Annotated in this window: 28 protein-coding genes and 1 pseudogene; 3 read left to right on the top strand and 26 right to left on the bottom strand. The window is 52.5% G+C overall.

The window, feature by feature from the left end:
• Positions 1-119: 119 nt before the first annotated feature.
• From NL116_RS14795 to NL116_RS14785, 3 genes are all read left to right on the top strand, one after another.
• The gene (locus NL116_RS14795; protein WP_494377829.1) at positions 120-755 is read left to right on the top strand and encodes a phage antirepressor N-terminal domain-containing protein; all 636 of its coding nucleotides are present in this window, start codon (positions 120-122) and stop codon (positions 753-755) included.
• A gap of 133 nt (positions 756-888) precedes the next feature.
• A complete protein-coding gene (locus NL116_RS14790) occupies positions 889-1167 on the top strand; it encodes a type II toxin-antitoxin system RelE/ParE family toxin (protein ID WP_494377828.1) in 279 nt (92 codons plus the stop codon).
• 16 nt (positions 1168-1183) lie between these two features.
• Positions 1184-1468 (top strand): HigA family addiction module antitoxin, encoded by a 285-nt coding sequence (locus tag NL116_RS14785; protein ID WP_494377827.1) that lies wholly within the window; start codon positions 1184-1186, stop codon positions 1466-1468.
• 745 nt (positions 1469-2213) lie between these two features.
• Here the strand turns inward: NL116_RS14785 and NL116_RS14780 are convergent.
• The 26 genes and pseudogenes from NL116_RS14780 to NL116_RS14655 form a co-directional block, all read right to left on the bottom strand.
• Complete coding sequence (locus NL116_RS14780) at positions 2214-3020, bottom strand: hypothetical protein (RefSeq protein WP_494377826.1); 807 nt, start codon at positions 3018-3020, stop codon at positions 2214-2216.
• Position 3021: 1 nt separating this feature from the next.
• The gene (locus tag NL116_RS14775) at positions 3022-3528 is read right to left on the bottom strand and encodes a PAAR domain-containing protein (protein WP_494377825.1); all 507 of its coding nucleotides are present in this window, start codon (positions 3526-3528) and stop codon (positions 3022-3024) included.
• Positions 3529-3771: 243 nt separating this feature from the next.
• Positions 3772-3996 (bottom strand): annotated as a pseudogene (locus tag NL116_RS14770) (DNA adenine methylase); the annotation flags it as partial.
• A gap of 18 nt (positions 3997-4014) precedes the next feature.
• The gene (locus tag NL116_RS14765) at positions 4015-4335 is read right to left on the bottom strand and encodes a hypothetical protein (protein WP_494377824.1); all 321 of its coding nucleotides are present in this window, start codon (positions 4333-4335) and stop codon (positions 4015-4017) included.
• 51 nt (positions 4336-4386) lie between these two features.
• On the bottom strand, positions 4387-5232 hold the full coding sequence (locus NL116_RS14760) for a hypothetical protein (RefSeq protein WP_494377823.1): 846 nt from the start codon (positions 5230-5232) through the stop codon (positions 4387-4389).
• An 82-nt stretch (positions 5233-5314) separates the two neighbouring features.
• A complete protein-coding gene (locus NL116_RS14755; RefSeq protein WP_494377822.1) occupies positions 5315-5512 on the bottom strand; it encodes a Cro/CI family transcriptional regulator in 198 nt (65 codons plus the stop codon).
• 37 nt (positions 5513-5549) lie between these two features.
• Positions 5550-6014: a DUF1353 domain-containing protein gene (locus NL116_RS14750; RefSeq protein WP_494377821.1), complete on the bottom strand. Its 465-nt coding sequence runs from the start codon at positions 6012-6014 to the stop codon at positions 5550-5552.
• The gene (locus NL116_RS14745) at positions 6011-6523 is read right to left on the bottom strand and encodes a glycoside hydrolase family 24 protein (protein ID WP_494377820.1); all 513 of its coding nucleotides are present in this window, start codon (positions 6521-6523) and stop codon (positions 6011-6013) included. Before NL116_RS14745 ends, NL116_RS14750 begins: the two co-directional genes overlap by 4 nt.
• Positions 6524-6525: 2 nt before the next feature.
• Positions 6526-6795 (bottom strand): phage holin family protein, encoded by a 270-nt coding sequence (locus NL116_RS14740; RefSeq protein WP_494377819.1) that lies wholly within the window; start codon positions 6793-6795, stop codon positions 6526-6528.
• Entirely contained in the window at positions 6788-7162 is a 375-nt protein-coding gene (locus NL116_RS14735) for a putative holin (protein WP_494377818.1), read from the bottom strand. Before NL116_RS14735 ends, NL116_RS14740 begins: the two co-directional genes overlap by 8 nt.
• Positions 7155-7688 (bottom strand): hypothetical protein, encoded by a 534-nt coding sequence (locus tag NL116_RS14730; RefSeq protein WP_494377817.1) that lies wholly within the window; start codon positions 7686-7688, stop codon positions 7155-7157. The genes NL116_RS14735 and NL116_RS14730 overlap by 8 nt, the downstream gene beginning before the upstream one ends.
• Before the next feature lie 11 nt (positions 7689-7699).
• Positions 7700-8962, bottom strand: coding sequence for a glycine-rich domain-containing protein (locus NL116_RS14725; protein WP_494377816.1), 1263 nt, complete (start codon positions 8960-8962; stop codon positions 7700-7702).
• Positions 8955-9491, bottom strand: coding sequence for a hypothetical protein (locus tag NL116_RS14720; RefSeq protein ID WP_494377815.1), 537 nt, complete (start codon positions 9489-9491; stop codon positions 8955-8957). The genes NL116_RS14725 and NL116_RS14720 overlap by 8 nt, the downstream gene beginning before the upstream one ends.
• Positions 9491-10480, bottom strand: a complete 990-nt coding sequence (locus NL116_RS14715; RefSeq protein WP_494377814.1) for a phage tail protein — start codon at positions 10478-10480, stop codon at positions 9491-9493. The genes NL116_RS14720 and NL116_RS14715 overlap by 1 nt, the downstream gene beginning before the upstream one ends.
• A gap of 17 nt (positions 10481-10497) precedes the next feature.
• Entirely contained in the window at positions 10498-11145 is a 648-nt protein-coding gene (locus NL116_RS14710) for a putative phage tail protein (protein WP_494377813.1), read from the bottom strand.
• On the bottom strand, positions 11142-12455 hold the full coding sequence (locus tag NL116_RS14705) for a hypothetical protein (RefSeq protein ID WP_494377812.1): 1314 nt from the start codon (positions 12453-12455) through the stop codon (positions 11142-11144). The genes NL116_RS14710 and NL116_RS14705 overlap by 4 nt, the downstream gene beginning before the upstream one ends.
• The gene (locus tag NL116_RS14700; protein ID WP_494377811.1) at positions 12455-12883 is read right to left on the bottom strand and encodes a phage GP46 family protein; all 429 of its coding nucleotides are present in this window, start codon (positions 12881-12883) and stop codon (positions 12455-12457) included. Before NL116_RS14700 ends, NL116_RS14705 begins: the two co-directional genes overlap by 1 nt.
• Positions 12880-13362 carry a phage baseplate assembly protein domain-containing protein gene (locus tag NL116_RS14695; RefSeq protein WP_494377810.1) on the bottom strand — a complete coding sequence of 161 codons (483 nt, stop codon included), beginning with the start codon at positions 13360-13362 and terminating at the stop codon, positions 12880-12882. The genes NL116_RS14700 and NL116_RS14695 overlap by 4 nt, the downstream gene beginning before the upstream one ends.
• Before the next feature lie 5 nt (positions 13363-13367).
• A complete protein-coding gene (locus tag NL116_RS14690; RefSeq protein WP_494377809.1) occupies positions 13368-14474 on the bottom strand; it encodes a phage baseplate assembly protein in 1107 nt (368 codons plus the stop codon).
• Positions 14467-15807, bottom strand: coding sequence for a DNA circularization N-terminal domain-containing protein (locus NL116_RS14685; RefSeq protein WP_494377808.1), 1341 nt, complete (start codon positions 15805-15807; stop codon positions 14467-14469). Before NL116_RS14685 ends, NL116_RS14690 begins: the two co-directional genes overlap by 8 nt.
• Positions 15807-17816 (bottom strand): phage tail tape measure protein, encoded by a 2010-nt coding sequence (locus tag NL116_RS14680; RefSeq protein WP_494377807.1) that lies wholly within the window; start codon positions 17814-17816, stop codon positions 15807-15809. The genes NL116_RS14685 and NL116_RS14680 overlap by 1 nt, the downstream gene beginning before the upstream one ends.
• A 166-nt stretch (positions 17817-17982) precedes the next feature.
• Entirely contained in the window at positions 17983-18441 is a 459-nt protein-coding gene (locus tag NL116_RS14675) for a hypothetical protein (protein ID WP_494377806.1), read from the bottom strand.
• Between the two features lie 133 nt (positions 18442-18574).
• On the bottom strand, positions 18575-18973 hold the full coding sequence (locus tag NL116_RS14670) for a hypothetical protein (RefSeq protein WP_494377805.1): 399 nt from the start codon (positions 18971-18973) through the stop codon (positions 18575-18577).
• An 11-nt stretch (positions 18974-18984) separates the two neighbouring features.
• Positions 18985-20517, bottom strand: coding sequence for a hypothetical protein (locus NL116_RS14665; protein WP_494377804.1), 1533 nt, complete (start codon positions 20515-20517; stop codon positions 18985-18987).
• Positions 20510-20734, bottom strand: a complete 225-nt coding sequence (locus NL116_RS14660; RefSeq protein WP_494377803.1) for a hypothetical protein — start codon at positions 20732-20734, stop codon at positions 20510-20512. Before NL116_RS14660 ends, NL116_RS14665 begins: the two co-directional genes overlap by 8 nt.
• Positions 20731-21582, bottom strand: coding sequence for a hypothetical protein (locus NL116_RS14655; RefSeq protein ID WP_494377802.1), 852 nt, complete (start codon positions 21580-21582; stop codon positions 20731-20733). The genes NL116_RS14660 and NL116_RS14655 overlap by 4 nt, the downstream gene beginning before the upstream one ends.
• Positions 21583-21913 lie beyond the last annotated feature (331 nt).

Here is a 21913-nt window from a genome sequence, read left to right as displayed (position 1 = left end):
TGGGCGGGCCGTGTGTGGGCATCTTCGGATGCGCCGGTGCTTGCCCGGTAGACCAACCCGCACGATCCGCCCACCCGCTTGGTCTCGGGAGGCGAATAAATTTCGCAAGGAGTTACATCATGCAAGCAGCAAAACCCCTATCGGTTTCATTTCAAAGCTCAGAATTGTTCTTGGTGGATCACGATGGGCAACCGTTCGTACCAATGAAGCCAGTAGTCGAAGGCATGGGCTTGGCGTGGCAATCCCAACACACAAAGCTAACTACCGGTCGATTCGCACCAACCATCACGATAATCGTGACAACTGGCGCAGATGGAAAGCAATACGATATGACCTGCCTCCCCCTCCGCAAGCTCACCGGCTGGCTTATGTCGATTCACCCGAACAAGGTTAAGCCCGAACTGCGCGAAGGCATCATTGCCTACCAGAACGAGTGTGACGATGCTCTATGGGCATACTGGAACGACCAGCAAGCCACTTCAGCAGCGACAGAGCTTGAGCCAGTCGCGAACCCAGCACCAAAGCTTCCGCCGCTCTTCATGCAGCGCTGGCTCACCACCTATGACGGCCAGGGTAAGCAGCACACTCACTTGCTGCCGCAGGAGTGTCTCGTCCTATCGGCCCCAGACCTGATCGCGCTCCTGCCTCATATGAACGAGTATGAGATACCGACAAATCAGCTGTTCGCACTGACGATGCAGATGATGGGTTTGCTGCAGCAACGGAAGATCAATTTCGCAGGTTTTGCAGTCTAGGTTGCGTAATCGCCCGCACACCTGGTGCGGGCTCCCTCTCCGACGTTCTGTCGACTGCACACCCACTCATCACAGCACAAGTAATTACAAGCTAGCACTTGTGGGTTGTAAGGTCAGGCCTTACACTCAAGTCATGATTACAACCTTCCAACATAAGGGCCTCAAAGCCTTCTTCCAAAGCGGATCTACACGCGGAATCCAGGCGGCTCACGCAAACAAGATCAGCCGCATCCTCGGTGCGCTTGATACGGCAGCAAAGCCTGACGATATGGATATCCCAGGTTTTCGTCTGCACCCGCTAAAAGGCCAGCTCGAGGAGTTCTGGTCAGTCACAGTGTCGGGGAATTGGCGCGTGATATTCCGCTTCAACGGATCTGACGTGGAATTGTTGGACTATTGTGATTACCACTGACTGGAGGGCACTGACCATGCCGATGCACAACCCCCCCCATCCCGGGGAAATACTGAGAGAAGACGTACTGCCCGCACTCAATATGACTATTACCGCCTTAGCCGAGCATCTAGGCTATTCTCGAGGACAGCTGTCCGCAGTGATGAATTGTCATGCAGCGATCACTGCTGACTTGGCTTTACGCCTTGAGCTGGCCGGTCTGGGTAATGGCCGTCATTATCTCGCGATGCAGTCTGCCTATGATTTCTGGCAAGCAGAGCACCGTGAGCATCCGCATATCACACGCCTCAAGGTCGCATGATATGAAATTCGGCAGGGGAGTTTCGACGAACGCTAGCCCTCTCTCGAGCTTTTTCAGAAACACCTCAGATACTGACAGGCGTGCGGCTTACAATTCGGCCTCATCGAAAGCGATTGATAGCCAGCGCCAAGTTCTTGAAGAGGCTAAAAACATCAAGGAAGCGAAGGAGCGCACCTGTGCCTGACCGCCATCCCAAATAAAAACCCGCCGATGGCGGGTTTTTTATTCCGCATCTCGCCCCGGATGCCAACCAACACCGACAAACCTGCCCATGCTAGCCAGCGCTGGGGGCTCTCCTAGGCCAAGTAACCTAAAAAACTGGAGGATTTTTCACCTCAAAAAACCGCTCAACCGCCAGATGCTGGTTTTCACATCCTGCGAACAATACATTAGCAGCATGATAACCTCCAAGGATACATAGCGATTGATCAATCTAGCAGGATAGTTATCGAGGCCATCAAAGATGGCCTTACCTGACGGCCAAGCGATACAAGCTTAACATTCACTCCCACAAGAAAACGCAGTATCTTGAATAAAAATCAAGCCCTCGAATTTATCAAAAAATAAACACCTATTACAAACATAGCAGGAACAGCCATTACACAAATAAAACTCAATATCCTGTGCAATCTTGAAGCCCTAACACGTGGAATGAACCCAGTAACGCCAACAAAAAAACAAAAAACCGCCAACATACCAAAATAGTCATTATCGACCATGCCGGAAAAATAACCCTCCAGGGCACTCAATTGTTAAATCCTAAAAAATTCCAGCGATAAAACTCAAAAACCTTGAGAAAATCCTCCTTCACAGAACCGGTCGTTAGATTATAGTAAGTCCAACCATCGCCAGACTTAATGAAGCATCCTTTTTCTACTGGAAGCCCTACATATCCACTACTTTGTGGGTCAGCCATATTTTCCCCCATAAGCCTTACACCCCATGTGAATGGCCAGACAATTGCCGCGTCTGTATTGCCCTGACGTATATCAATTCGTGCGCCTGTCACTACCACAGCCATCTGTATGTGATGGGCAGTTGTCATCATCGGGCGATCAAGTGCCTGTGCAAGTATATCCCCTGGCATCAACTCCCCCACGGAAGCAACAGCCATAGTGTTTGCGCCCGTTTTCTGCATTTCACGGGCTCCGTAAGTTAGCATCACCATTTCAGCGAATCCATACTTATTCGATCCGTACTGATCGTGATCGGACGGACTGTAAATTTCCATATTTCTATACGTTCTGACGCCTGTAACCAACTTCACAGGTAGCCCGCGCTTACTAGCGAACTCCACCAAAACCATAATTGCAAAATCTTCGCAGGTGAATTTATAATCACTGACTTTTCCTTCTTTATCCCAATACTGCTCATTCAGCAGCCTTTCCGCAATCAACGGCGCTTCGCTGTGATAAGCGGCAATATCTGCATCGCTCCAGAAAGCTGTTGTTTTCCAAAAAACCTTCAGAACAAGCTCCTTTCCTGCCAGATCAGCTTTTGGAGTAAGCGCTACCGACCTCAAGGCCAATATCGAAAGTAATTCCGCGCTCATTTTAAAGCTCCTTAATTGCAGGATGAAAATCGAAAATCTCACCCGCCTTGCCACCTATCATTTGGCTTTTACCCAAAGCGTCGGTTCTCCCTGAAACAACTTCGCCTTTAGCGTTCTTAATGTAATATGGAATGTCTTGTAGCGGACTTCCATCCTGATCTTTCATCACCACATGCTGGCAATGAGAGAACAACATCAAAGGTTCCGGCGGTATAAACGTCGCTGGCGTATGCGAATTCCCAATAATTACCGTCGAAGATCCAGCCGTCACCTTGTTGCCATGGCTTCCGACCGAATCCACCGTAGCCGCAGGTTTACCGTTGATAAACACGGTAGTCGAAAAGCCGCTAACCAACGCCCCACCACATTTGGTGGTATCGTCCTGGCGGGCAGCCGGAAGGCCGTCGATAAACACGTCAGGGGAACCGGAGACTATCGGGTTGGTGCCATGCCCAGGGAGCGAGCAGGCAGTGGGATCGGTGACGCGGGCGGCGGGTTTGCCGGACATACGAGTTTCCTTAGTTAACTGGATTTTACCGCTTCCATTCAGGTGCGAGGCGAAACGGACTTTACGCTGAAACCAGTAAAGCCCAGCAGGCCATTCGACATCGAACGACAGGCTTAGGTGATAAAAGTAAACAGAAAATACTAATCGAAAGAGCTAATCCAAGTCCAAGCGAGTGTTATTTCTAGATTTTTCCACGCACTAAACGATCAACAATTTCAAGAGGTAACAAATAGCCGACAACAAGAGCGCCCATTTGAACTGGCGCACGAACTCTTCGCGGTGGTCTGCACCACGCGGTACAGGTTGACGAGCTCACCGTTGATGTCGTTGAGGACCTCAACAGGAGCCGAACAGCGCGGCACCACCAGCAAAGACTTCGACGTAGCATTCGTGCGGCGGGAAAAGCGGAATCAGGCGATCGGCTAGGCGGCGCTTACTCCCCACCCAAGGAATAATGGGACCGTACATAAGACCGACCTCTATTGATTATTCTGCCTCGATATCCTCTGGTGCTCCCTCAGGGATACCCTCAGGTTGCTCCGGAGGAGCAACATAAGTCTGGAATGCCTGTACCAATAACCCCCATGCATCGCCACCATCGGGCGACTGCAGGAAGTCTTGCACTTTATCCTTATGCTGCTCGAACAACTCCCGCTCACCATCGCCAATAAAACTGATGACCTGAGGCGCCTCGAGCCGTGCGTACTCCGCACTAACCAGCTGACGAATCATGGCCATGTTGCTGGACGGCGCCGGCGGAATCATGAGATGACGCAAAGCTTCGATTGCTTGTGTTAGCGGATCCATTTCAATCTCCCACAAAAGAACGGGGGCCGAAGCCCCCGCCTATTCCCCCAATTAGCGAACTTGGGTATTCGCTGCCGCCTGAGTGCCGCTGGCGGTCATGGTGCCGAGGTTGACGATGTCCTGAGCCTGACGGCTGTTCTGGAGCATCAGGCCTTGGAAGGCACTCAGCAGCCCGCCGATCTGGGTTTGCAGTTGCGCTTGTTGCTGTTGCTGGTTGACTTGCTGAGTCACGTTAACCTCAACATCGCGACTGCGTCGGCTGTGACGCTCATCCAAGAGCGCGGAGTCTGCGACCGCCAGTTGACGCTGAAGGTTCGACATCTCAAACCCGGTAGCTTGGTCCTTCACGCTTTGAATGGCCGTCAGGATCTGCGCAGTGTTTGCCGCGCCAGCAGCCAACACGGTGGTGGCCGCATTGGTGATTTTGTCGCCTGTGTTAGCAAAACCTTGGGAGACAAACAATGTTTGCTGGCTGATCTGATTGCTGATCTGACCAGTTTGGCTGGCGAGGAAAGTTTCGATCTGCGCCGTCGACAAAGGGCCGGCGGCCTGCAGGTCACCAAGCTTGCTCAGGATCGCGGTAATTTCGCAGCGATCGACACCGGTTGCAGCAGCTGCAGCCCCCACATCACCCTCCAAGCCGCCGCGACGCAGCAGAAACAGTAAAAGAAGTGGCCACATGTCTTTCATCCCGCCACCACTGTCCTTGCCAGCCATCATGGCTGCCAAGATCCCATTCATGCCGCCGCCGTCCGCGCCCGGCATGTTGATGTTGATTTTGTCCGCGATATCGCTAATTCCAGCACCCATGTCGAATTCCTCGTGTTTATGCTCATGCACCAGAGCGTTTGCTCGTGGGTGCGCGTCTGTCTGAGTTACCTCGTCGGGCTCAGCCATGATCACCTCCAGTCTCTGCGCCTTGAGGGTTTCCCCTACACGCCTCCGGATTCTGGACCGGCATAAACACATAAGATATTGATCAGAGGACCGCAGGTTCCGCTCCAAAATCCTTGATCTCGTAGGCAGCCAAAAACTCACCTGCATCACTGACACGGATGATGATTTTTCGATCAGACTTTATGGCTTTTCGAATTGCCCTGGGCGTAATGCGGACGTGTGACGCGGCAACTGCCTGCGTCACTTTAGAGGCGTACTCAGTCAAGGTCATCTCGATCATGAGCTGTGGAACTCGGCGGGGGGAATTTGCGTTTTAGTCAGTCAACCCATTGCGCTTCAAGTGCTCGTTTTAGCGTCGTACTTGAGGGGGCCCATACGTGCGCCATTCGCCGATACAGATCGACCGCCGTGGTGACCGCTATCAGCTCCTGCGAGGTGCCACCTAGCAACTCGAGCGCCACATATAGAAGCTCGTCACAATGGGCGCGATCGATGCTATGTGGTCGCCCGTCAACTGTGATCGACAGGTATTCGCATAGCTGGTCGTGCATGACATAGCCTTGGCCCAATTTCCCCCAGGGGCTAACCAGGCTAAGGGCGATTCGTGGAATAGTTCCGCCATCGGTCAGAATTCCGGCCGGTACCGTCACCCACTGCCGTTCGCTGAGCATCAACCGAAACGGCGTGAGTACTCGCCAATGCTCTCTGCCCAAGGCTCGACTGGCTTCCGAGTCATAGCGTGTGTCGAGGGGTGCATCAAAGTACGGATAAGATCGACTCATGCCGCAAGACTCCCGCCAGCGGCAATGTACTGAGCCAACAAATCGTCAGCCTTGTGCTCTCGTTGCCCATAACCCGCACCAGGCAGGCTAGCCCAAATGTTTTTGCACTTGCTGGCTGCATTCTCAAAGCGCCCGGCAATCACGTCAGCCAGCGCTCGGCATTCTCGAATGTGCTGGATTGCCAGCCGATCCTGGCTTATGGGGCCGAAGTCTGGCAGTTGAAGCAGGTCCCTATAGTGCGGCCAATCCTTGAGCATTTGCTGATAGCGCCCAGATGCATTCGACGTTAGTCCTTTACTGTTGATCAGCTTGGACTTTCGTCCACCGGCAAACGGGTGCACGGCGTAGTCTTCGAACAGGTCGAGAAGGCCATCAATGCCGGTCACGACCACGTTGTAGCCGTCGTCGGAACAGCGCAGATTTTCCGCCCCAAGCTCTGACCAGGCCAGCATATCGAGAAAGGCCAGAACGTTTCCGCCGCCGGCTGCTTTGATATCTATGCGCGCCATAGTCAGTTCACCCGCAATACTGCGGCGACGTTTCCGCGAGCCCTAAAAACCAACATGCACAGCACCACCAGAATCAAAAGCATGAACGGCGAATGCTCCTGATACATCCCAAGGAGTACTGCCAGCGCCTGACAACCAGACCCAGCCGCAAGGAGATACGCCAAGATAGAAACCCCCACCCGGTACCGCGCTCCCTCCCTACGAAACGCAATGATTCGAGCGCACGTTGCCATGCATACGGCAGCGGTCAGAATCGCGATAGGATCAATCATCTTTTTTGCCTCCGAGCCAAGGAATGAAACGCAACCAGAATGGTGGTTTGCCACCTTTCAACCAGTCCAGTAAGCCGGTGGCCAGGATCACAAAAACGATAGCTCCGGATAGGGATGCGATACCTGATGTAACAGGTAGCCCCCGCGCCGACGCTTCACCGGCAATCAGATATCCCGCAATCCAACTCACCAACATGTAACCGACGCTCGCCCAGAACGACGGATCGCGGGCAAACACCACGAAAAACACCGCGCCAGCGAAGCCGCCCAACAAGGCGTTGACGTCCACCCCAGGCATGAGCGTGGACAGACCCGCACCTGCAGTTGCAGACACGGCAATCGCAACGCCGCTTGTAAAGTCAGTCATTCGGCACCTCGAGGTATTGCGGAGTAAAACGGATCAGCGTGTCGCGGTCGGTCTGAGCGTTTACCCAGGCGGACACGGTACGACGCCAGGCGATCGCGGCGCCGATGGCCGCGTTAAATGCAGCGACTCTGGCAAGCACGCTGTCACAGAAGGCCTGCTTGGCAGTGGCATCCAGCGGACCGGTGATCGAGTCAATCAATGGCGTCGGCGCGTCTTGGTCATTCAGCCAGGCACGCACTTCGGAGCTCTGCTCGGACCACGAATCAATTTCAGCTCGTGGATAGAGGCTCGTTAGGGGGCAAAGAGCGTCGTCAACCGAGGCATTGACAGCCATCAGAGCCCCAAGGCGCAGCTCCTCGATCGAGCGAAGGTCCGGTGGATCGATCGACTCCGGCACATTGCCCGCAGCTATCCATTGTTGGTAGGCCGTCCATTCGCTATCTCCCTGCTTGGCAATGCCGCTGTTACCGCCTTCGTCAATCCAGATAGCGGCGTCCGGCTGGCCAGCTATTGTTTGATATCGCATCGTAAAATCCCTTAGAAAAACATCACCAGGACAGCCACGCCGTCCGCACCGTCGCCACCCTTGCCGCTCATGAATCCGGTGCGAGCAGCGCCACCGCCAGCGCCGCCACATCCGTATTTCCCGCCATCGCCCCCGTCCTGACCATTGCCATCAACGGATGACGCTCCTCCCGCCCCGCCCTGACCGTTGATATGGCACGTCGCATCCTCGCCATTCAGGTCACCGGAAGGCGTAATCCTGTTGGTTTCGATCATCAAGGAGTAGCTAAGGTAACCAGGGCCGAAGGCTAGGTTGGCTGCCGTCACGCTAGCGCCGCTGCTTCCCGAAGGCATACCGCTAGCCAGTGCGCCTGCACTAATCTGAGCGGTATCGGTACTGGTTGACGTACCAGCGCTGCTGGGTAGGGCGGGCGGCATTCCCGGAAACATGCCTTGCGTGTAGAGGTATCCAGCGGCCGATCCGGTCGCTGCGCCCCTTGCCCGGGCCACAGGCCTCAGAGGCCCCGCGATGTAGGTGTTGCCACCGGGTGCCCCGGCCACACTTGAAAGCGACGATGCAGCGCCACCTACACCACCTAAGCCAACGATAATGCCCGCCGAGTCAGGTAAATCATTTGCATCGATTAAGCTGAAAGTGACCGCCCCGCCGCCTCCGCTCCTCCCGCCTAACGCAGTGATGCCGTCGTCGGCTACTGCTCCGCTGTATCCCCCAGCTCCGGCACCTATCAGCATCACCTGCATAGCTTTCAAGCCTTCTGGCTTTATCCAGGTGCCGCTAGTCTCAAATACCTCCACCGTACATCCGGATTGAAGGCCCGAGCCGATTAGGGCGTAAAAGGCGTTTCCTTCCTCCTGCGTAAGATATTGCGGGTGAGGATCTGCAGCAGCTTCATGCGCTTCCAGATCAGAATCCAGTGCATATTGAGAATGAGGGTCTGCCGCACTTTGGTGAGCATCCAATGCGGCCTGCGTGCCATTGGCTAGGCTCTCCAAGCTATCTAGCTTCGGTTCGACGACATCCAGTCGGTTGTCTAGTGCGGCAACATCACTTGTGAGACCCCCTACCTCTTGCTCGGTCGAGGAAATTCTAGATTCGTGATCAGCCAGCTCATCGCTATGGGCGACCAGATCGTTCTCAGCGCTGCGCAAACGAAGCTCGATGGCATCCGTCACGGTTGTTTCAGTTTTTGCGGAATCAAGCGATGTGAAATTGCCGTCAATTTCGGCATTCAGCAGCGGACGCCCGGTGGGTCCCCGAAGGATCAAATCAGCCATTTTCAATGCCTTCATTTTCTGAAAGTATCTTTCTGGCTGCTGCTCGCTCCGCAAGCACATCATCCGGAATTGCTTTGGCTGTTTCGTGCCAGCGAATGACATACCAGTCAGTCGACGCTAGGTAGGCTCGGGCATTGTTCATTGCGTCCTCGCGTAGACGCTTTGTCTCGGCGTCTTGGTCGAGCACCCATTCCATGTCTTTCCATTGGTGACTTGGTGATGGTCGAGGTTTCTTTGTTAGGCCCTCAGGAAGTGCGCCAAACACATTGTGCACTACGGTCACGCCATCTTCCGTGCGGAACACGGATCCCCGATGATCTTCCAGCACAACCCACTTATCGCCCTCGCGCACCACTGCCTCGCCATTATTTGCTGGCGGCGGCTCATCCTGCGTCTGTCCTGGTGCTAGAGCGCAACCCATGCTGACATACACCTTGGACTTCCCAAGATGTTCGCCGCTGTCGAGATCAAACAAATACACCAGAATTTCTCCGCTCTCCTTTGCGAAGCCATCGATGAATTCAGTCATTAGAGAGCCCTGCAGATGAAGTTGAACGCAATGTTGCGGCCCCGTGTTTCTGTGCTTGTTCTTGCCACACGAGAGGCATCGAAAGTCATCGTGCTGTTACCTGCAATGACGCCACCACCGCCATAAGCGATAGGGCCGCCGAAGCCCGCAAATACACCCGTAGGGTCTCTGCCAGTGCCCGTGTTGCTGCCATGTGAGTAGGAGCCGGTAATATTCTGAATCGCATCAAGTTGCAGACTGAGGAGTCCTCGGCCAGGATCGATACCGCGGCCATTGTCCCAGCCGCGAATGACTTCGCCTCGCATATCCGGCAACACAAGCCCCGGATAAACGAGGGCCAGTTGCGGGTAAAAAGCTGGATTAAACGCCTGCCCAACCATAAGCAAATGATTGGCGGGGGGCTCGCTGGCCGGCCATGGCAACGGAGACCCGATTGGGTATGCAGAAAGCGCTAAAATTTTCGCTTCCAGTTCATCTAGTCGAGCATCCTGCACGGAGTCAGCAACTTGCATCAGCCAGGCAGATTGAGCGCTGTCATAAGTCGCTGAATATGAGGCGCCGGCAACAACCTCATTTGGCGAAAGATTGTTTCCGTCGAGTCGCTTTAGTGCCTTTGCCCCCATAAACGTAGACGCGGATTGACCGATATTCAGCGTGGATGCGCCGAGATTCGAATGTGTAGCCGTGAAAACTACGCGAGCACCATGCAGAAGAGCGTAACTACTAGGTAAAGAAGGCCCGTTTTCGCCAGTTACCGGAATCACCGCATAGTCTGATCCGGAGCCCAACTCGACGAATGTTTGAGACTTCATCCCAGCTAGAAATATGGCTTGGGAGAGCTGGTCTACAACATTCAAATCACCACTTAAAGAAATGCCTAGTCTGCGAGCAATATTTTCCATTTCGGAAACAAGATTATTGAACTCATCAGCAGTTAGCCCGCCATCTGGACCCTGTACATTGTCGAGTTTTTTTCGAAAATCAAACATAGACCCAACTTGAAAAATCAGTATCGATAAATAATAAATACATTAGCCTGAATTAAATCATGGATAAAGCATTCTGCCGACTGATTTTTATACAAACCGAATCTAAAGGGAAAACGATATTCAAAACCTTTCCATGGATAATTTGAAAAAGTGACATATATTTTATGTCTCTCTGGCCCTGGAGGCTGCAAGTCACCTTCAACATCAACGCCTGTCCTCAGCGTGATCGTAAGATAAGGGTAACGTTTTTGAGCGGCATCCTGAATCTCCTGAAGAGTGACCGTGGTGCGGCGAGATATCCTAGCCTCAACTTCCACGCGTCTATCCGATAGAACGAGCGAGCGCTCATCCGAACATGCGTCTTTGGAAGGAACGCCAACTGATACCTCCCATTCACCTATATCGGAAACTGTATTTCGAATGTCGATCTCTTTCGAAAGAATCTCAATTTGATTTCTCAGATGGGAAAATTCTGCAGATAAGCATTTAACTAGTCCACGAGTATTGGACCCTTCTGTACGCTTTGAGTCCCAAGCAAGCCCGCTTGGCAGGTGATCGACAAGCAGCGCTGTCATAACCTCGAGTTTTTCGTTCCTTTCCTCGACGCAGGCAAAATAATCTTCCGCATCATAATTTTCGGAATCGTAGCAACTCCTATTGCTCATTGCGGAAACCTCACGACTCCGGGAATAGCCATCTGCCCAGATAGCACCCGAACATCTCCGACTGGAGAGGTCAGCGCAAACGTCTCCAGTTTCTTACCCGTTACTCCGTCAATGGTGTTTTTTATTGCACCGGAATACGCCAGCTCAGATATATCCTGCTGAAACACAACTTCATCTTCAAAAAACGCTTTTAAATGTTGGGCGATAGCTGTCCGCATAGTCGAACTATCCGGAATGATCAATGAAAACTCAAAATCGACGGGGAGTAGCGAGGGCGCCATGGTGAAGACGTCAGACTCAACTGACTGAGCAGGCAGTCTCCCCTTCGTGATTACTTCTGACTTAACTTTGTCCAAAACAGATTGCGATGGCAATGGAGGATCCGCATCGTCCGTAACAACATAAATTGCTACTTGCCCCGGAGCCGGCATAAATCCAGGAACACCCGGCGTTCCGCTTCCAGTGTGATCCTGCGGTCGGATCACGAAAACCCTGGTCACCGAAGGCACGGTTAAGGCGGCAAGCTTGATTTGATCCTCAGTAAAAACCCCCTCAAGAATAGACCTGGACAGAATCGTTCTCTGGCGCAGGCTTTCATTCAGTTCAACACCAGATCCTCCTCCGATCCCGCCAAATTGAGCGAATGCGGTACCCACGGATGCGCCCCCGGGCAGGTTGAATTCGCCCCCGGTTTTTTTGGCAATAATCTGCGCATCAGCATAAACAGATGAAACGACTATCGGCCCGGTCGCCGTGTCTGGCGGAGCACCAGAAACAGTGTAAGAGACGCTACGCGGCCCCATCACAACTGCAGGATGATTGCCGTTGTACTCGGCCTGATCGGCGCCAGATACGCTTACTGTCATCCCAGACGCTAGCGCATGATCTTCGACAAACTGGATGACTGCGGTGCCTGCTGTGCTGGTTATCGACGAAACCGAAAGTATGTTTTTTTCTACTGCGCAAATTTGCTGGGTCTCATACTCGTCAAAAGCGGTACCTGCTGGAATTATCTGGCCCTCAGTACCAGGTGCGCTGATCCTTCCTACAGCAAATCCAGCCGGCTTGCGAGTCAGGTTCTCATAGCCGGCCCATCGATCTAAATACTCATCAGTAGCCGTCTGGGGAAATGCCTGAAGTTCAAGATCACGAATCGACATCGACAGCGAATAGCTGAGAGCTGCCGCCCCCTCAATGAACGCTCGCGCCCAAGTGGCATAAATCGTCGGGTCGATATCCGGAATTTCTTCGCGCAATTTACCGATACCGATCTGCACATACTGTTCGAAGGTTGGGTACGTTATAGCCATTAGGAAATCTTCCATTCCAGCGTATATCTGTGAGAAATAGCGCCGATTACAAAATTAATATCAAGCGTCAATTTGCTAGCGCTCGGCAATACCGATACGGTCACGTCGTCAGCCTTGCCATCATCAACGAACCATTTGAGGCAGTCGTTAGCGGCGTCCTTTATTTCTGCAATGACTTTGGAAGTAAGTCTCGCCTGCGAGTACAGCCAAAGCGTTGAACCGATCTTCCTGCGAACAGTACTAATGGCGTCTCCGATCCAGCCCCGCCTATAAAGCGGATCAGGGACCTGAGAAGGGTCCGCTCGGCCATCGGTGAACATGGAAACAATGATTGAGGTCTCCATCGTAGAGACGCTGGAAATCTGCCTATTCGATATATCGACATCGTAAATCCCGTCTTCACCTTGGATTAACTTAACGTCTCTCATTCCATCGGCCCTACTTTTCCGCCCTCGGGGTTTGCGTGCACGTGAGCGTTCACCACTACCCCTGCGAGCGTTAGAACGCCTGCAATATCAGCATTGCCGCTGATAGCCGCATTGCCGTTAATAGTGGCGTCACCATTAACTGTTGCGCCTGTCGGAGCATTAACAACAACACTGGCGCCCGCCAAAATCTCTACATTGCCGTTTTCATCAAAGAAAATTCTCGTACCCGAAACATCATTTCCGAAATACGCCTCACCAGGACTTAGCGGCAATTTGCGCAGCCAGGACGCTGTTGGTATCGCCATCGCATCAGAGGCTCGTCCGGACATGGGAATAACAAGGAATACGGCGCCAGGCGGAGGTGAAGAATGCATTCCGTAGGGTAAAAGCACAGCTGCTTTCTGGTTAGTTCCGAGATACGAAACAACTGCCTGTCTTTTGGCGTCGACGTACGATAATAGCTTAGCTAAAAAATTCATCAGTATTATCCAATATCAAATGGATCACTATCTTCGTCTTTTTTTCGGCGGCGCGGCTTCCTACGCTGCTCGACGCTTGCAAATGCATCTGGCGGGACTAATTCTAATGCTGTTTTTTCGCCAGAAAGATCACTTGAGATTTTTGCTGATTTGATAAGCATTTCGCCAGATATGCCAGCGAATACATCTGTCACCGTGGCGATGGTGCCTATCTGCCACGGGAGGCCAAGTTCATTAAGTGAGCCAATTACCGTTGCGGAGTAAACTGAGCCTCTGGCACGGCGAAGATTCGACTCTTCATTGGCTCGCTCTGTAAGGCTTCCGCCCGCCATGGCTTCCTCTGTAATTATTTCGGTGATGCGGGTCGCTCGAATTTCCGGATCGATAGCGCTTGCAAAAGAATAAACCGCAGCGTCAGACACTGGTTCTGAAAAGCCATCTGACGAACTTGCGACATTGGATTGCGTTTTCAATTTGTACTCATTGAATCGCTGATCTGTCCTAACGTTGATATTGGAGCCAGTAATATTGTTTAACGAACTGTCCTCGAAATGCCGGAGGCTGCAACCTGAATGTTCACCAGGCGCCCTAAAAATTATAAGGTCACCAGCCATCGAGGGAATCAGATAACACTGCGCAATGGCTGCAAACTCCACCAGATAGCTCATGCACTTCTGTGACTGCCGCCCAGTCTTTTGAGCCTCGTGCTTTTCCGTTGCATACCCATGCGACTGATCTATCACCTTAACCGAGACGCCTAACGCGCCAATCACCAGCTCGCAAAGCTCTAGCAAAGTAAAACTACCCGATATCGAGTTGACGGATTCAGGTAGCGAGCTATCAATCAAATCGCAAAGCTTATCTCTTCCTGCAATATTTACCGTGTGGCCGGACAGCGACATGCTAATAGAAAGCGACTCTATGAAACCGTCCATAATCAGGTGACGCCCAGAGAACACCCGCAGCACCTGCCCGGCCCTAAACGGAAAATTCATTGGCCCTGGGTGAGATGACGTGAATTGAAACTGGGAGCTGTTGTTATCTAGCGAACTGGAGACGCTGGCGGTCTCCCACTCCCCCCACGTGTTGCCGTTGATTTGGAGGCTAAGCATTATCAGGCCCCCTATACACAACCACACTCCCATGCAGCTCAAGCGAGTCCTTGCCCAGATTGAGAGCTCGCAGTGTTTGAGTTGAGCTATCTAGGTTGACGGGGCCGTATAGGCTGTAGGCTAGAACAGCGGCGGCGACGGGTGAAAACACCTCGATATTCTCGCTTAGGTACAAATTCTGAATTTGGGCATCCAGTACAGAGGCTGTAGCAGCCACAACATCATTGACCGCCACCATGACGCTGCCGCTTGAACTAATTGGATACCCCGAGCGCATGATCTCGTTATAGGCGTGATCCAGCTCGGCCCTGGTCTCGATAATCTCTTCTTGCGTTTGAAAGTCAGTTGCTGCCGCGGCATCGTTTGCGAGAACCAAAGCGGCCACTCGATTAGCATCCGCGATGATAACTCTGCTTTCATTGGCTTCTTCGCGAATCCAAGTAGTCGGCTCATGCAGCTCTAGCTCGTATGGCTCTCCGCCCTCTGCAACACCAACTGTCTCGGCAACCACGATGGCTGCGGAGGTCGTGGCCTTGGCATTGTCACTAGTAAAATACGACGCCGTTTGCCACAGGCTCGGCGTCACGTCGGAAGGGAGGAACATTGCCATCCCGTAGCCGATAGGATTATCGATAAACTCGGTGGCCCTACCAACAATATCCGATGCAAGCTTTATCGCGTCGGCGGCATCGCTGGCCATCGTCATAACTTCGGTTATGCCGGATACCAGCTCAGACGATTTTATAATGTCGATCTGTTCCTGCGCCGCCGCGTAAGCTGACGTGACGGTATCCTTTAACTCATTAAATTTATCCTTGATTTTGTCCAGCGCAGTTTTTGCCTTGGCCGATACATCAGCTGGTGTTTTCTGTGGCTCAGGCTGCTGGACTGTATCGTCACCGATATAGAACTCAATCTGAAACTCAACGCAGCCGATCTCTTCCTGAGAGACCTCAAAGCCGAATGGAGCAACAAAGGCCATAGTCGAGCCATAGGCGGGCAGCACGAGCCTCCCAGGCCCCTTCTGCGCAAGGGCATTCGAGAAAGCCTTGGCCTTCTCCTGCCATTTTTCTCCGTGCACGAAAGCAGTCACGGAGATAATTGGCAACACCTCCCCCACATCCTCAATGTAGCGCCTGGCTGAGTTCGGGTATTCGTGCGCGGAGATACGTCGCCCCATGCCTTTGACAGACTCGCCACGCACGAAAAAAGTGATTCCACGCCAAGTCGCCGGCAGGAGATCGGCGAGTGGGTTGTATCCTTTTTTCCCAGCCTTGAGGCCGCCGAGAATCAGATTTGCTCCGCCGCTTTGGATGCCGTTGAAAAGACTCACTACCCGGTCCTCACATTGGTACCTGTTGCAAGCTTGACGGGAGCCACTGCCGCTTTCGTTCCTGCTTCAGCCTTAACATTTACATCGATTTGAGAGCGCTGAAACTCCTGCCGTTTAGCATTATCAGCAGCCTCCAAATCAACTTCCGTATCAAGATATGGTATATCGCTATCTCGGACGCCAGTAACCTCTTGGGGCTTTGGAATGTAAGTCGAGGCCGCGGGGCCTGCAACTTTGGCCAACTGTTCTTCATTGAGCGTCTTACGGATATTCTCATTGATTTTGGCGATATTCGCCTGATATTCGTCCCATGCCCTCCCGACACCCTTGAAATCACCACTCATAAGAGCGCCAAGCGCCCGAGCGGCTAGAGCAATTACTTGAATCAACCCCCTAAACCCGTCAATAGCAAGAGATAAGCCTTTCCCCATTCGGTCAGCTATGAAATTCCCAAAATTTTCTAGCCAACCCCAATCGCTATCGCCAAATCCAAACAACTTAGAAAAGTCATCTACTAACCCGCCGATAGACTCTCTAAGCGGTTCGGATTTGCTCCAGATATATGCGATAGCTCCTCCGACCAGCATTGCGGTAGCAGCAACCAAGCCAATCGGACCAGAAAGAACAGTGAAAGCAAGTGCAGCTAATCCCGCTGCTGCTGCCAACCCAAGCATAGCCACTATAAACATTGAAATATCAGGATGCTTACCAACAAACTCGTCGAGTTTTAAAATCACATTGGTTAAGAGATCCAGAAATTTTCCGCCAATTGAAGTAGAAAACATTTTCGTTTTAAAGTCTTCAAATGCTGAGGCTACACCAGCAAGCTTTGCATTCATAAGCTTTAAATACTGATCGGATTCTTTCTTTAGTGACCCGGCGGCTTCCGCTGATGCCGCTTTTTTTGCAACATCCGCTTGAGAGCCCACAGCTTCGCTACCTGCCTTCTCGGCGAGTTTCTTGGATACCTTAAGATGCTCCTGCCCAAATCGACCCTCGAGCTCTTTTAACTGCTTGGGAAGGCTCATTTTGCTGACTGTGCGAAAGTACAAATCCATCGCGGCAGCTGGGTCTGTTATGGCAAGCGCGCCTATCTTCCCCTTCATCATTTGCAAAGTCGGTATTATTTTATTTAGAGCAGTAGCTGCGGTCTCCGGCTCAAATCCAAGGTTGGCAAATGTCCCCACAATGGTAGTTTGCGCTAGCGAACTATACCCAGACAGCACCCCAGAACTTCGGTTTGTTATATTAAGCATCTTTTTCAAGTTAGTTTGAGTCGTATCACCTACGTAATTCATCATATCCATCAGCTTGGACATTTCAGGGGTCGTTTTTTGAAGCTGACTCCGTATGTTCGAAAATATTTCTCCGGCCAGGGAAAACGACTCCAGATTGCCTGCAATTTTCAATTGAGCTACGAGGTCAACCGCCTCATTTAGCTCGTGAGCCTCAAGCCCTGCCGAAGCCAGTCCAGTCTCCATATCGAGAATATCTTTCGTCGACATTTTATACTGCTTAGCAATTTTTTCGGCGTCTTTAAAAACAACCCCTAGCGCCTCCTCATTGGTATTTAACAGGCGTCTTAAATTCGACTGAGATTCCTCCAGGTCGGCACTTGATTTAAATATTGCTCGCAAAGCCATTGCAGGCAATGCTGCGCCAGCAACAGCTTGAATAACACCACCTGCCCCGGATGATCCGCCACCCGCTCCAGCCAATCTGCCACCTGCTACCCTTGGAGCCGGCAACACAATCTGTTTCTCCATTGCTCGCCGCATCCGCTCTGCCTCAAGCGTTGTTTGCGCGAGACTGGCTTTCAGGGTCGAGAGATTTTCAACCACCTTTTTAGTACGATTTGCCGCCGACGAAACGCCAGACAGCGAGGCCGCTATTCGGCCCGTTTGTTTGATAATTTCTGTGCTAGAACGAATCGCTGCCTTGCGGATCTTCTCTAGAGGCGCAGAGAATTTATCGACAACCTCATAGATATACGATATCGAATAAGACATTAACGCCCCCTTTTGTTCGCGTCGGAACGTCGTTTGTTGTTTGTGTTTACTCTGGCGATTACCGCCATTAAATCGGAATACGCAAGGTTCATAGCCTCGTCGTATGCAATAGCCCCTTCGCTTGCCATGGCGAGATCAACACAAGTAGCTAGCCACTGCTCGGGAGTTAGCGAGAGAGCTTCCCGGAACGTGACAAAAAATCGAACATCATCTCGTCGATGTCTTCAGCGCTCATCATCGTGTAGACGTGGAAAGTCGAAATTTGGATTCGGCCATCGATTGAGGCAAATCCGGGTGCAGTAAGCAGGGAGATGAACTTTTCAGTTAACAATTCGCCGTCACCATTCCCCATGCAAAAGGCAAGGCGTGCAGCGGCAATGGACGAGGCGCGCTCTTCAGCGGCAGATTTCTTCTCTGCAGTCTCTGGCTCTGGACGTTCGTCGCGCACTTTCATGCCTTCGACCATTCGCATCACAGCGGCGGTATAGATCGAATTGAGGCCGGAGACCTTGGCTGCAACCTTGCCAGTCGGCTCGTTAAAGCTGATCAACGAGCACTCAGTGATGCTGCCGTTTTCGGCAATTTGAAGAGGTGTGGAGAGGATAAAATCGAAGGATTTGCTCATGCTTACGTCTCACAAAATAGGATTGGTCTGTTTTAAGGCTCTCGTTTGCGCGCATCTCGCGGCAACTGAGGGGGGCCAACAGCACCAACCGGGCATCTCGCTCGACGGGCACAGGGTTGCGGGTGTTGCAGGGTTAGGCCATCTGGTCGCCTGACCACTCGATAGAAATCTTGCCATCCGCCGCAGGGCCACGCTCAACAGCATTGGTGACACTCATGCCGGAGAAGGACCGCGCTAAAACTTCGCCGCTGGCCAGCTGGTCGCTGAACTGAATTACGTTAGTGCCAATCATTGATTTCCATTTGGCAATTTTCTTGTCCGCATCCGCGGTCACGTAGATTTCGAACTTGACCTTGCTAATCATAGATTCGGCATTGTACGTATGGACCGAAACAGCGGATCCGCCGCCAGTGCTCGCAGCCCTGACCGTAATCTCTCCCTCACCGCCATCATAAGTAAGGGAGTTAGGAACGATCGCCATCGTCTCGTTATTGACGATGACCTGAGGTGTGGAAAATGCTTGCTTTGACATGACTTATCGCCTCACACCGCAAATGTTACGGAAAGGTTGTAATTGATTTCCCGCAATTGGGTCACTATTGGCAGCGGCCCAGCAATGGTCGCCGAGCCGGTTTCCAGGTTTACGGCAACAACTGTGTTTTCGATAAACTCTTGCTCTGCATCGCGCCCTGCCTGCACCAGCGCAAGATCTGCCAGCACACGATAAATGCGTTGTAGCTCTGCGGTAATACTAGATCGGTTCGCCATCTTCCGACCCGGTATCAATGCCCCCAAGGTAAGCCGACTTTGAGCAAAAGTCTGTTTCAGATTCGACCAAAAATATTCACGGCAGACGCTACCGGTGTCCAGGTACTCAAGGAACTTGAACGTATTGCTAGCCGCACCAGTGGTATCCGTTTTGTAGGTGGTGACCACCTCACCAATAATTGTCCTTCCGCTGTAGACGCCGACCAGCGAGAACCCATCGGCACGCAACAATCGCTGCTCCCTACCTGAGAATGTCAGGCTTGGATCGCCAGCAGGGATTGCAGGGAGTGGCGTATTGAAAAGCGGCAGTGACGCCAAGGCAGGACCGCCTACAGCATCAGCACCAGCGGGGGCGACAACAATGTCTGCCACCTGCGCATCTGTCGTCAAACGGCGTGAACGAGCCCCCATAATCCTTGCAGCCAGCATATCCGCCGGATAGATGATCGCAGAGCCGATATGAGTTGAAGTGGCAGCTACATTGTTACCGACCAAGACCAGCACTTGCGTGTCATTGGCCTGTGCCGCAGCGCTGGCATCGGCGAAAGAAGCATGTTTACCGATGAAGGCGACACCGTCAGCGACGCCCACAGCAGCGTTAAAGCGATCCGTTAGTAGATTGATGACATCCGCACGATTGGCGTACCAGGATTCAGGCCAGCTAATCCCGGTGTATCGGGTTTCACCGATTACATCCAGCAAGCCAACGGGATAGGTAACGGCGGCCCCGCCAGCCCATCCAGTTAATGCGGCTGTTACACCAGGTACGCTACCCTCGATCGACAGTGCATACTGATTTGGGCCAATACCGATGTCCTTCGCCGTAAAGGTGACCACTTCGTCAGCCGCAGCAGCACCGATCAATACCCCCTTAAATGCGGTTTCAACTGCTGCTGCGACTGCCGCCGCGATTTCGTCCTCTGCATCACCTGCTGACACCGGCACTTCAGCATATCGAGCGGAGTCTGCTACACGAACTGTCAACGTTCCGGGGGCTGTTGCTGGCCCAGTAAACGTGATTGTTGCTTTAGAAAAGACGCTTCCTGTAGAGCGAACACTGATTACATCAAATGGCACAGCGCCTTTCGATGCGTCCATATAGGCCGCGATTCGCTCATGAAGCTCGCCAAAACCGAATTGGCTGCGCAACTGACTAAGTGTCAGTCGGTGGACATTCTGGAAATACCCGCTGCCTGTTACAGAGGGCGGAACCACTCCGATAAGGAGGTCTCGGCGACTACCAATGGATTGCTGGCTCGGTGTCGCAAGTAGCGACAGTGAGACTCGCGGAAGGCTAATTTCACTCATTATCGGCTACCTGGTCTTCGGGCTTCTCTTGTGGCGGAGCCTCGGTTGTTTTTTTTCGCTCGACAATTACCGCGAAGGATTTGTCGGCAAGCCTACGACGCCAAAACGAATCGCTCGGCGTCTTCTCGTTGATGGCCTCAACACTGATGGTTCCCCCAGGTGAAGTGCCATCGATGACCGCTTGTGATTTATTCACGAGCGTGATTTTCAGTTTCATTGATCAAGCTCCGTTGTAAGTTTCATGGCGTCACCACCAATACCCAAACCCATATCCTGATAGATCCGCAGAAATGCGACGTCATCCGGATATTCAGTTCCGTTGATACCCGAGCAGAACGTCGTGACCGTTGGCGCTTGGAAGTCATAAACGTGAACATACCGGGCGTCAGTCATCGGGCCGGGCCCATGACTTTCAAAGATCGATCGGATGGATTGCGCAGATCCGGAAAATACGACGCCGGAAAAAGTCGAGATGATTTCAGAAGCAATTACGCCATACGCCAATTGCTGTGCACCGGCTGCGCCAATGTCATCTGCTGCTGGAATGAAGCAAGCAATGCTGAAGTGTTGAATAATCGTCATCATGTTCATGTCTTGCGCTGTAGGCATGGCCAGCGTGTCACCGACGGAATGCTGATCACGTGCCGTATCAACATCGCCCATGATGATGAAGAGATATGGAGCAGACCTCGCGCGCTGCGTATAAATTTCCGTCGCCCTATCAATATCAGCAGATACCGCGATATTCAGGGATACAGAAGCAGTGCAAACGACTGGCGTGCCATCAGGAGGGACAGGAAGGCCCGCTCTTGCCTTGAGTACGATCTGATCCCCCGTGACCGACTCCACCTCAAGAAGCCCAAACAGCGATGCGATGCGGCCGCCGCCCATGGTGGTTTTGCATAGTAGACGGACAGATTGGACCTTGTGACCGGGAGCCGTAAGCACCAGCTTTCGGCCAACGATGTCGGCGGACGCCACGGAAATCGCCTGACCATCGAATCGGTCTGTAATCGTTGAAAGAGCACTATATGCATGCTCAAGAATTTCTTTGGGTGTGATCACTAGCCCATCCTCATAGCGTTTTTATAATGCTTACGAAAGAGGCGAGTAAGCACTGCGTCTGCAAACATTCCGACAGTTCGAACATGTGGTCTGGCCCTCATGTTCTTTGTGCCCTCCTCAAGCCATTTTCCGTATTCGGCTCGATCTCCAAATTCCATTCGACGATTGTCTGAGGTGTAGCCGACAGTTCTTGCAAGGCGGCCTGTGCGCCGGGCAGGAGCTTCGCCAGGAGCGGAGGCAACATGCCTGCGCCCCCTGAACAAATATGTCCGCCCCGTCCGTCTCCCAGACGTCAGTAACTTGTAGAGCTTGTCCTGCTGGATCTCGCCGA

Source organism: Pseudomonas sp. FBCC-B1667 (assembly GCF_059133255.1).
Note: the sequence above shows the minus strand (reverse complement) of the source record. Positions and strands in the feature narration are given on the sequence as shown.

Bases quoted from the DNA above. Each gene is read 5' to 3' on its own strand.
- NL116_RS14795 (WP_494377829.1), top strand. From the start codon at position 120: ATGCAAGCAGCAAAACCCCTATCGGTTTCATTTCAAAGCTCAGAATTG.
- NL116_RS14790 (WP_494377828.1), top strand. From the start codon at position 889: ATGATTACAACCTTCCAACATAAGGGCCTCAAAGCCTTCTTCCAAAGC.
- NL116_RS14785 (WP_494377827.1), top strand. From the start codon at position 1,184: ATGCCGATGCACAACCCCCCCCATCCCGGGGAAATACTGAGAGAAGAC.
- NL116_RS14780 (WP_494377826.1), bottom strand. From the start codon at position 3,020: ATGAGCGCGGAATTACTTTCGATATTGGCCTTGAGGTCGGTAGCGCTT.
- NL116_RS14775 (WP_494377825.1), bottom strand. From the start codon at position 3,528: ATGTCCGGCAAACCCGCCGCCCGCGTCACCGATCCCACTGCCTGCTCG.
- NL116_RS14765 (WP_494377824.1), bottom strand. From the start codon at position 4,335: ATGGATCCGCTAACACAAGCAATCGAAGCTTTGCGTCATCTCATGATT.
- NL116_RS14760 (WP_494377823.1), bottom strand. From the start codon at position 5,232: ATGGCTGAGCCCGACGAGGTAACTCAGACAGACGCGCACCCACGAGCA.
- NL116_RS14755 (WP_494377822.1), bottom strand. From the start codon at position 5,512: ATGATCGAGATGACCTTGACTGAGTACGCCTCTAAAGTGACGCAGGCA.
- NL116_RS14750 (WP_494377821.1), bottom strand. From the start codon at position 6,014: ATGAGTCGATCTTATCCGTACTTTGATGCACCCCTCGACACACGCTAT.
- NL116_RS14745 (WP_494377820.1), bottom strand. From the start codon at position 6,523: ATGGCGCGCATAGATATCAAAGCAGCCGGCGGCGGAAACGTTCTGGCC.
- NL116_RS14740 (WP_494377819.1), bottom strand. From the start codon at position 6,795: ATGATTGATCCTATCGCGATTCTGACCGCTGCCGTATGCATGGCAACG.
- NL116_RS14735 (WP_494377818.1), bottom strand. From the start codon at position 7,162: ATGACTGACTTTACAAGCGGCGTTGCGATTGCCGTGTCTGCAACTGCA.
- NL116_RS14730 (WP_494377817.1), bottom strand. From the start codon at position 7,688: ATGCGATATCAAACAATAGCTGGCCAGCCGGACGCCGCTATCTGGATT.
- NL116_RS14725 (WP_494377816.1), bottom strand. From the start codon at position 8,962: ATGGCTGATTTGATCCTTCGGGGACCCACCGGGCGTCCGCTGCTGAAT.
- NL116_RS14720 (WP_494377815.1), bottom strand. From the start codon at position 9,491: ATGACTGAATTCATCGATGGCTTCGCAAAGGAGAGCGGAGAAATTCTG.
- NL116_RS14715 (WP_494377814.1), bottom strand. From the start codon at position 10,480: ATGTTTGATTTTCGAAAAAAACTCGACAATGTACAGGGTCCAGATGGC.
- NL116_RS14710 (WP_494377813.1), bottom strand. From the start codon at position 11,145: ATGAGCAATAGGAGTTGCTACGATTCCGAAAATTATGATGCGGAAGAT.
- NL116_RS14705 (WP_494377812.1), bottom strand. From the start codon at position 12,455: ATGGCTATAACGTACCCAACCTTCGAACAGTATGTGCAGATCGGTATC.
- NL116_RS14700 (WP_494377811.1), bottom strand. From the start codon at position 12,883: ATGAGAGACGTTAAGTTAATCCAAGGTGAAGACGGGATTTACGATGTC.
- NL116_RS14695 (WP_494377810.1), bottom strand. From the start codon at position 13,362: ATGAATTTTTTAGCTAAGCTATTATCGTACGTCGACGCCAAAAGACAG.
- NL116_RS14690 (WP_494377809.1), bottom strand. From the start codon at position 14,474: ATGCTTAGCCTCCAAATCAACGGCAACACGTGGGGGGAGTGGGAGACC.
- NL116_RS14680 (WP_494377807.1), bottom strand. From the start codon at position 17,816: ATGTCTTATTCGATATCGTATATCTATGAGGTTGTCGATAAATTCTCT.
- NL116_RS14675 (WP_494377806.1), bottom strand. From the start codon at position 18,441: ATGAGCAAATCCTTCGATTTTATCCTCTCCACACCTCTTCAAATTGCC.
- NL116_RS14670 (WP_494377805.1), bottom strand. From the start codon at position 18,973: ATGTCAAAGCAAGCATTTTCCACACCTCAGGTCATCGTCAATAACGAG.
- NL116_RS14665 (WP_494377804.1), bottom strand. From the start codon at position 20,517: ATGAGTGAAATTAGCCTTCCGCGAGTCTCACTGTCGCTACTTGCGACA.
- NL116_RS14660 (WP_494377803.1), bottom strand. From the start codon at position 20,734: ATGAAACTGAAAATCACGCTCGTGAATAAATCACAAGCGGTCATCGAT.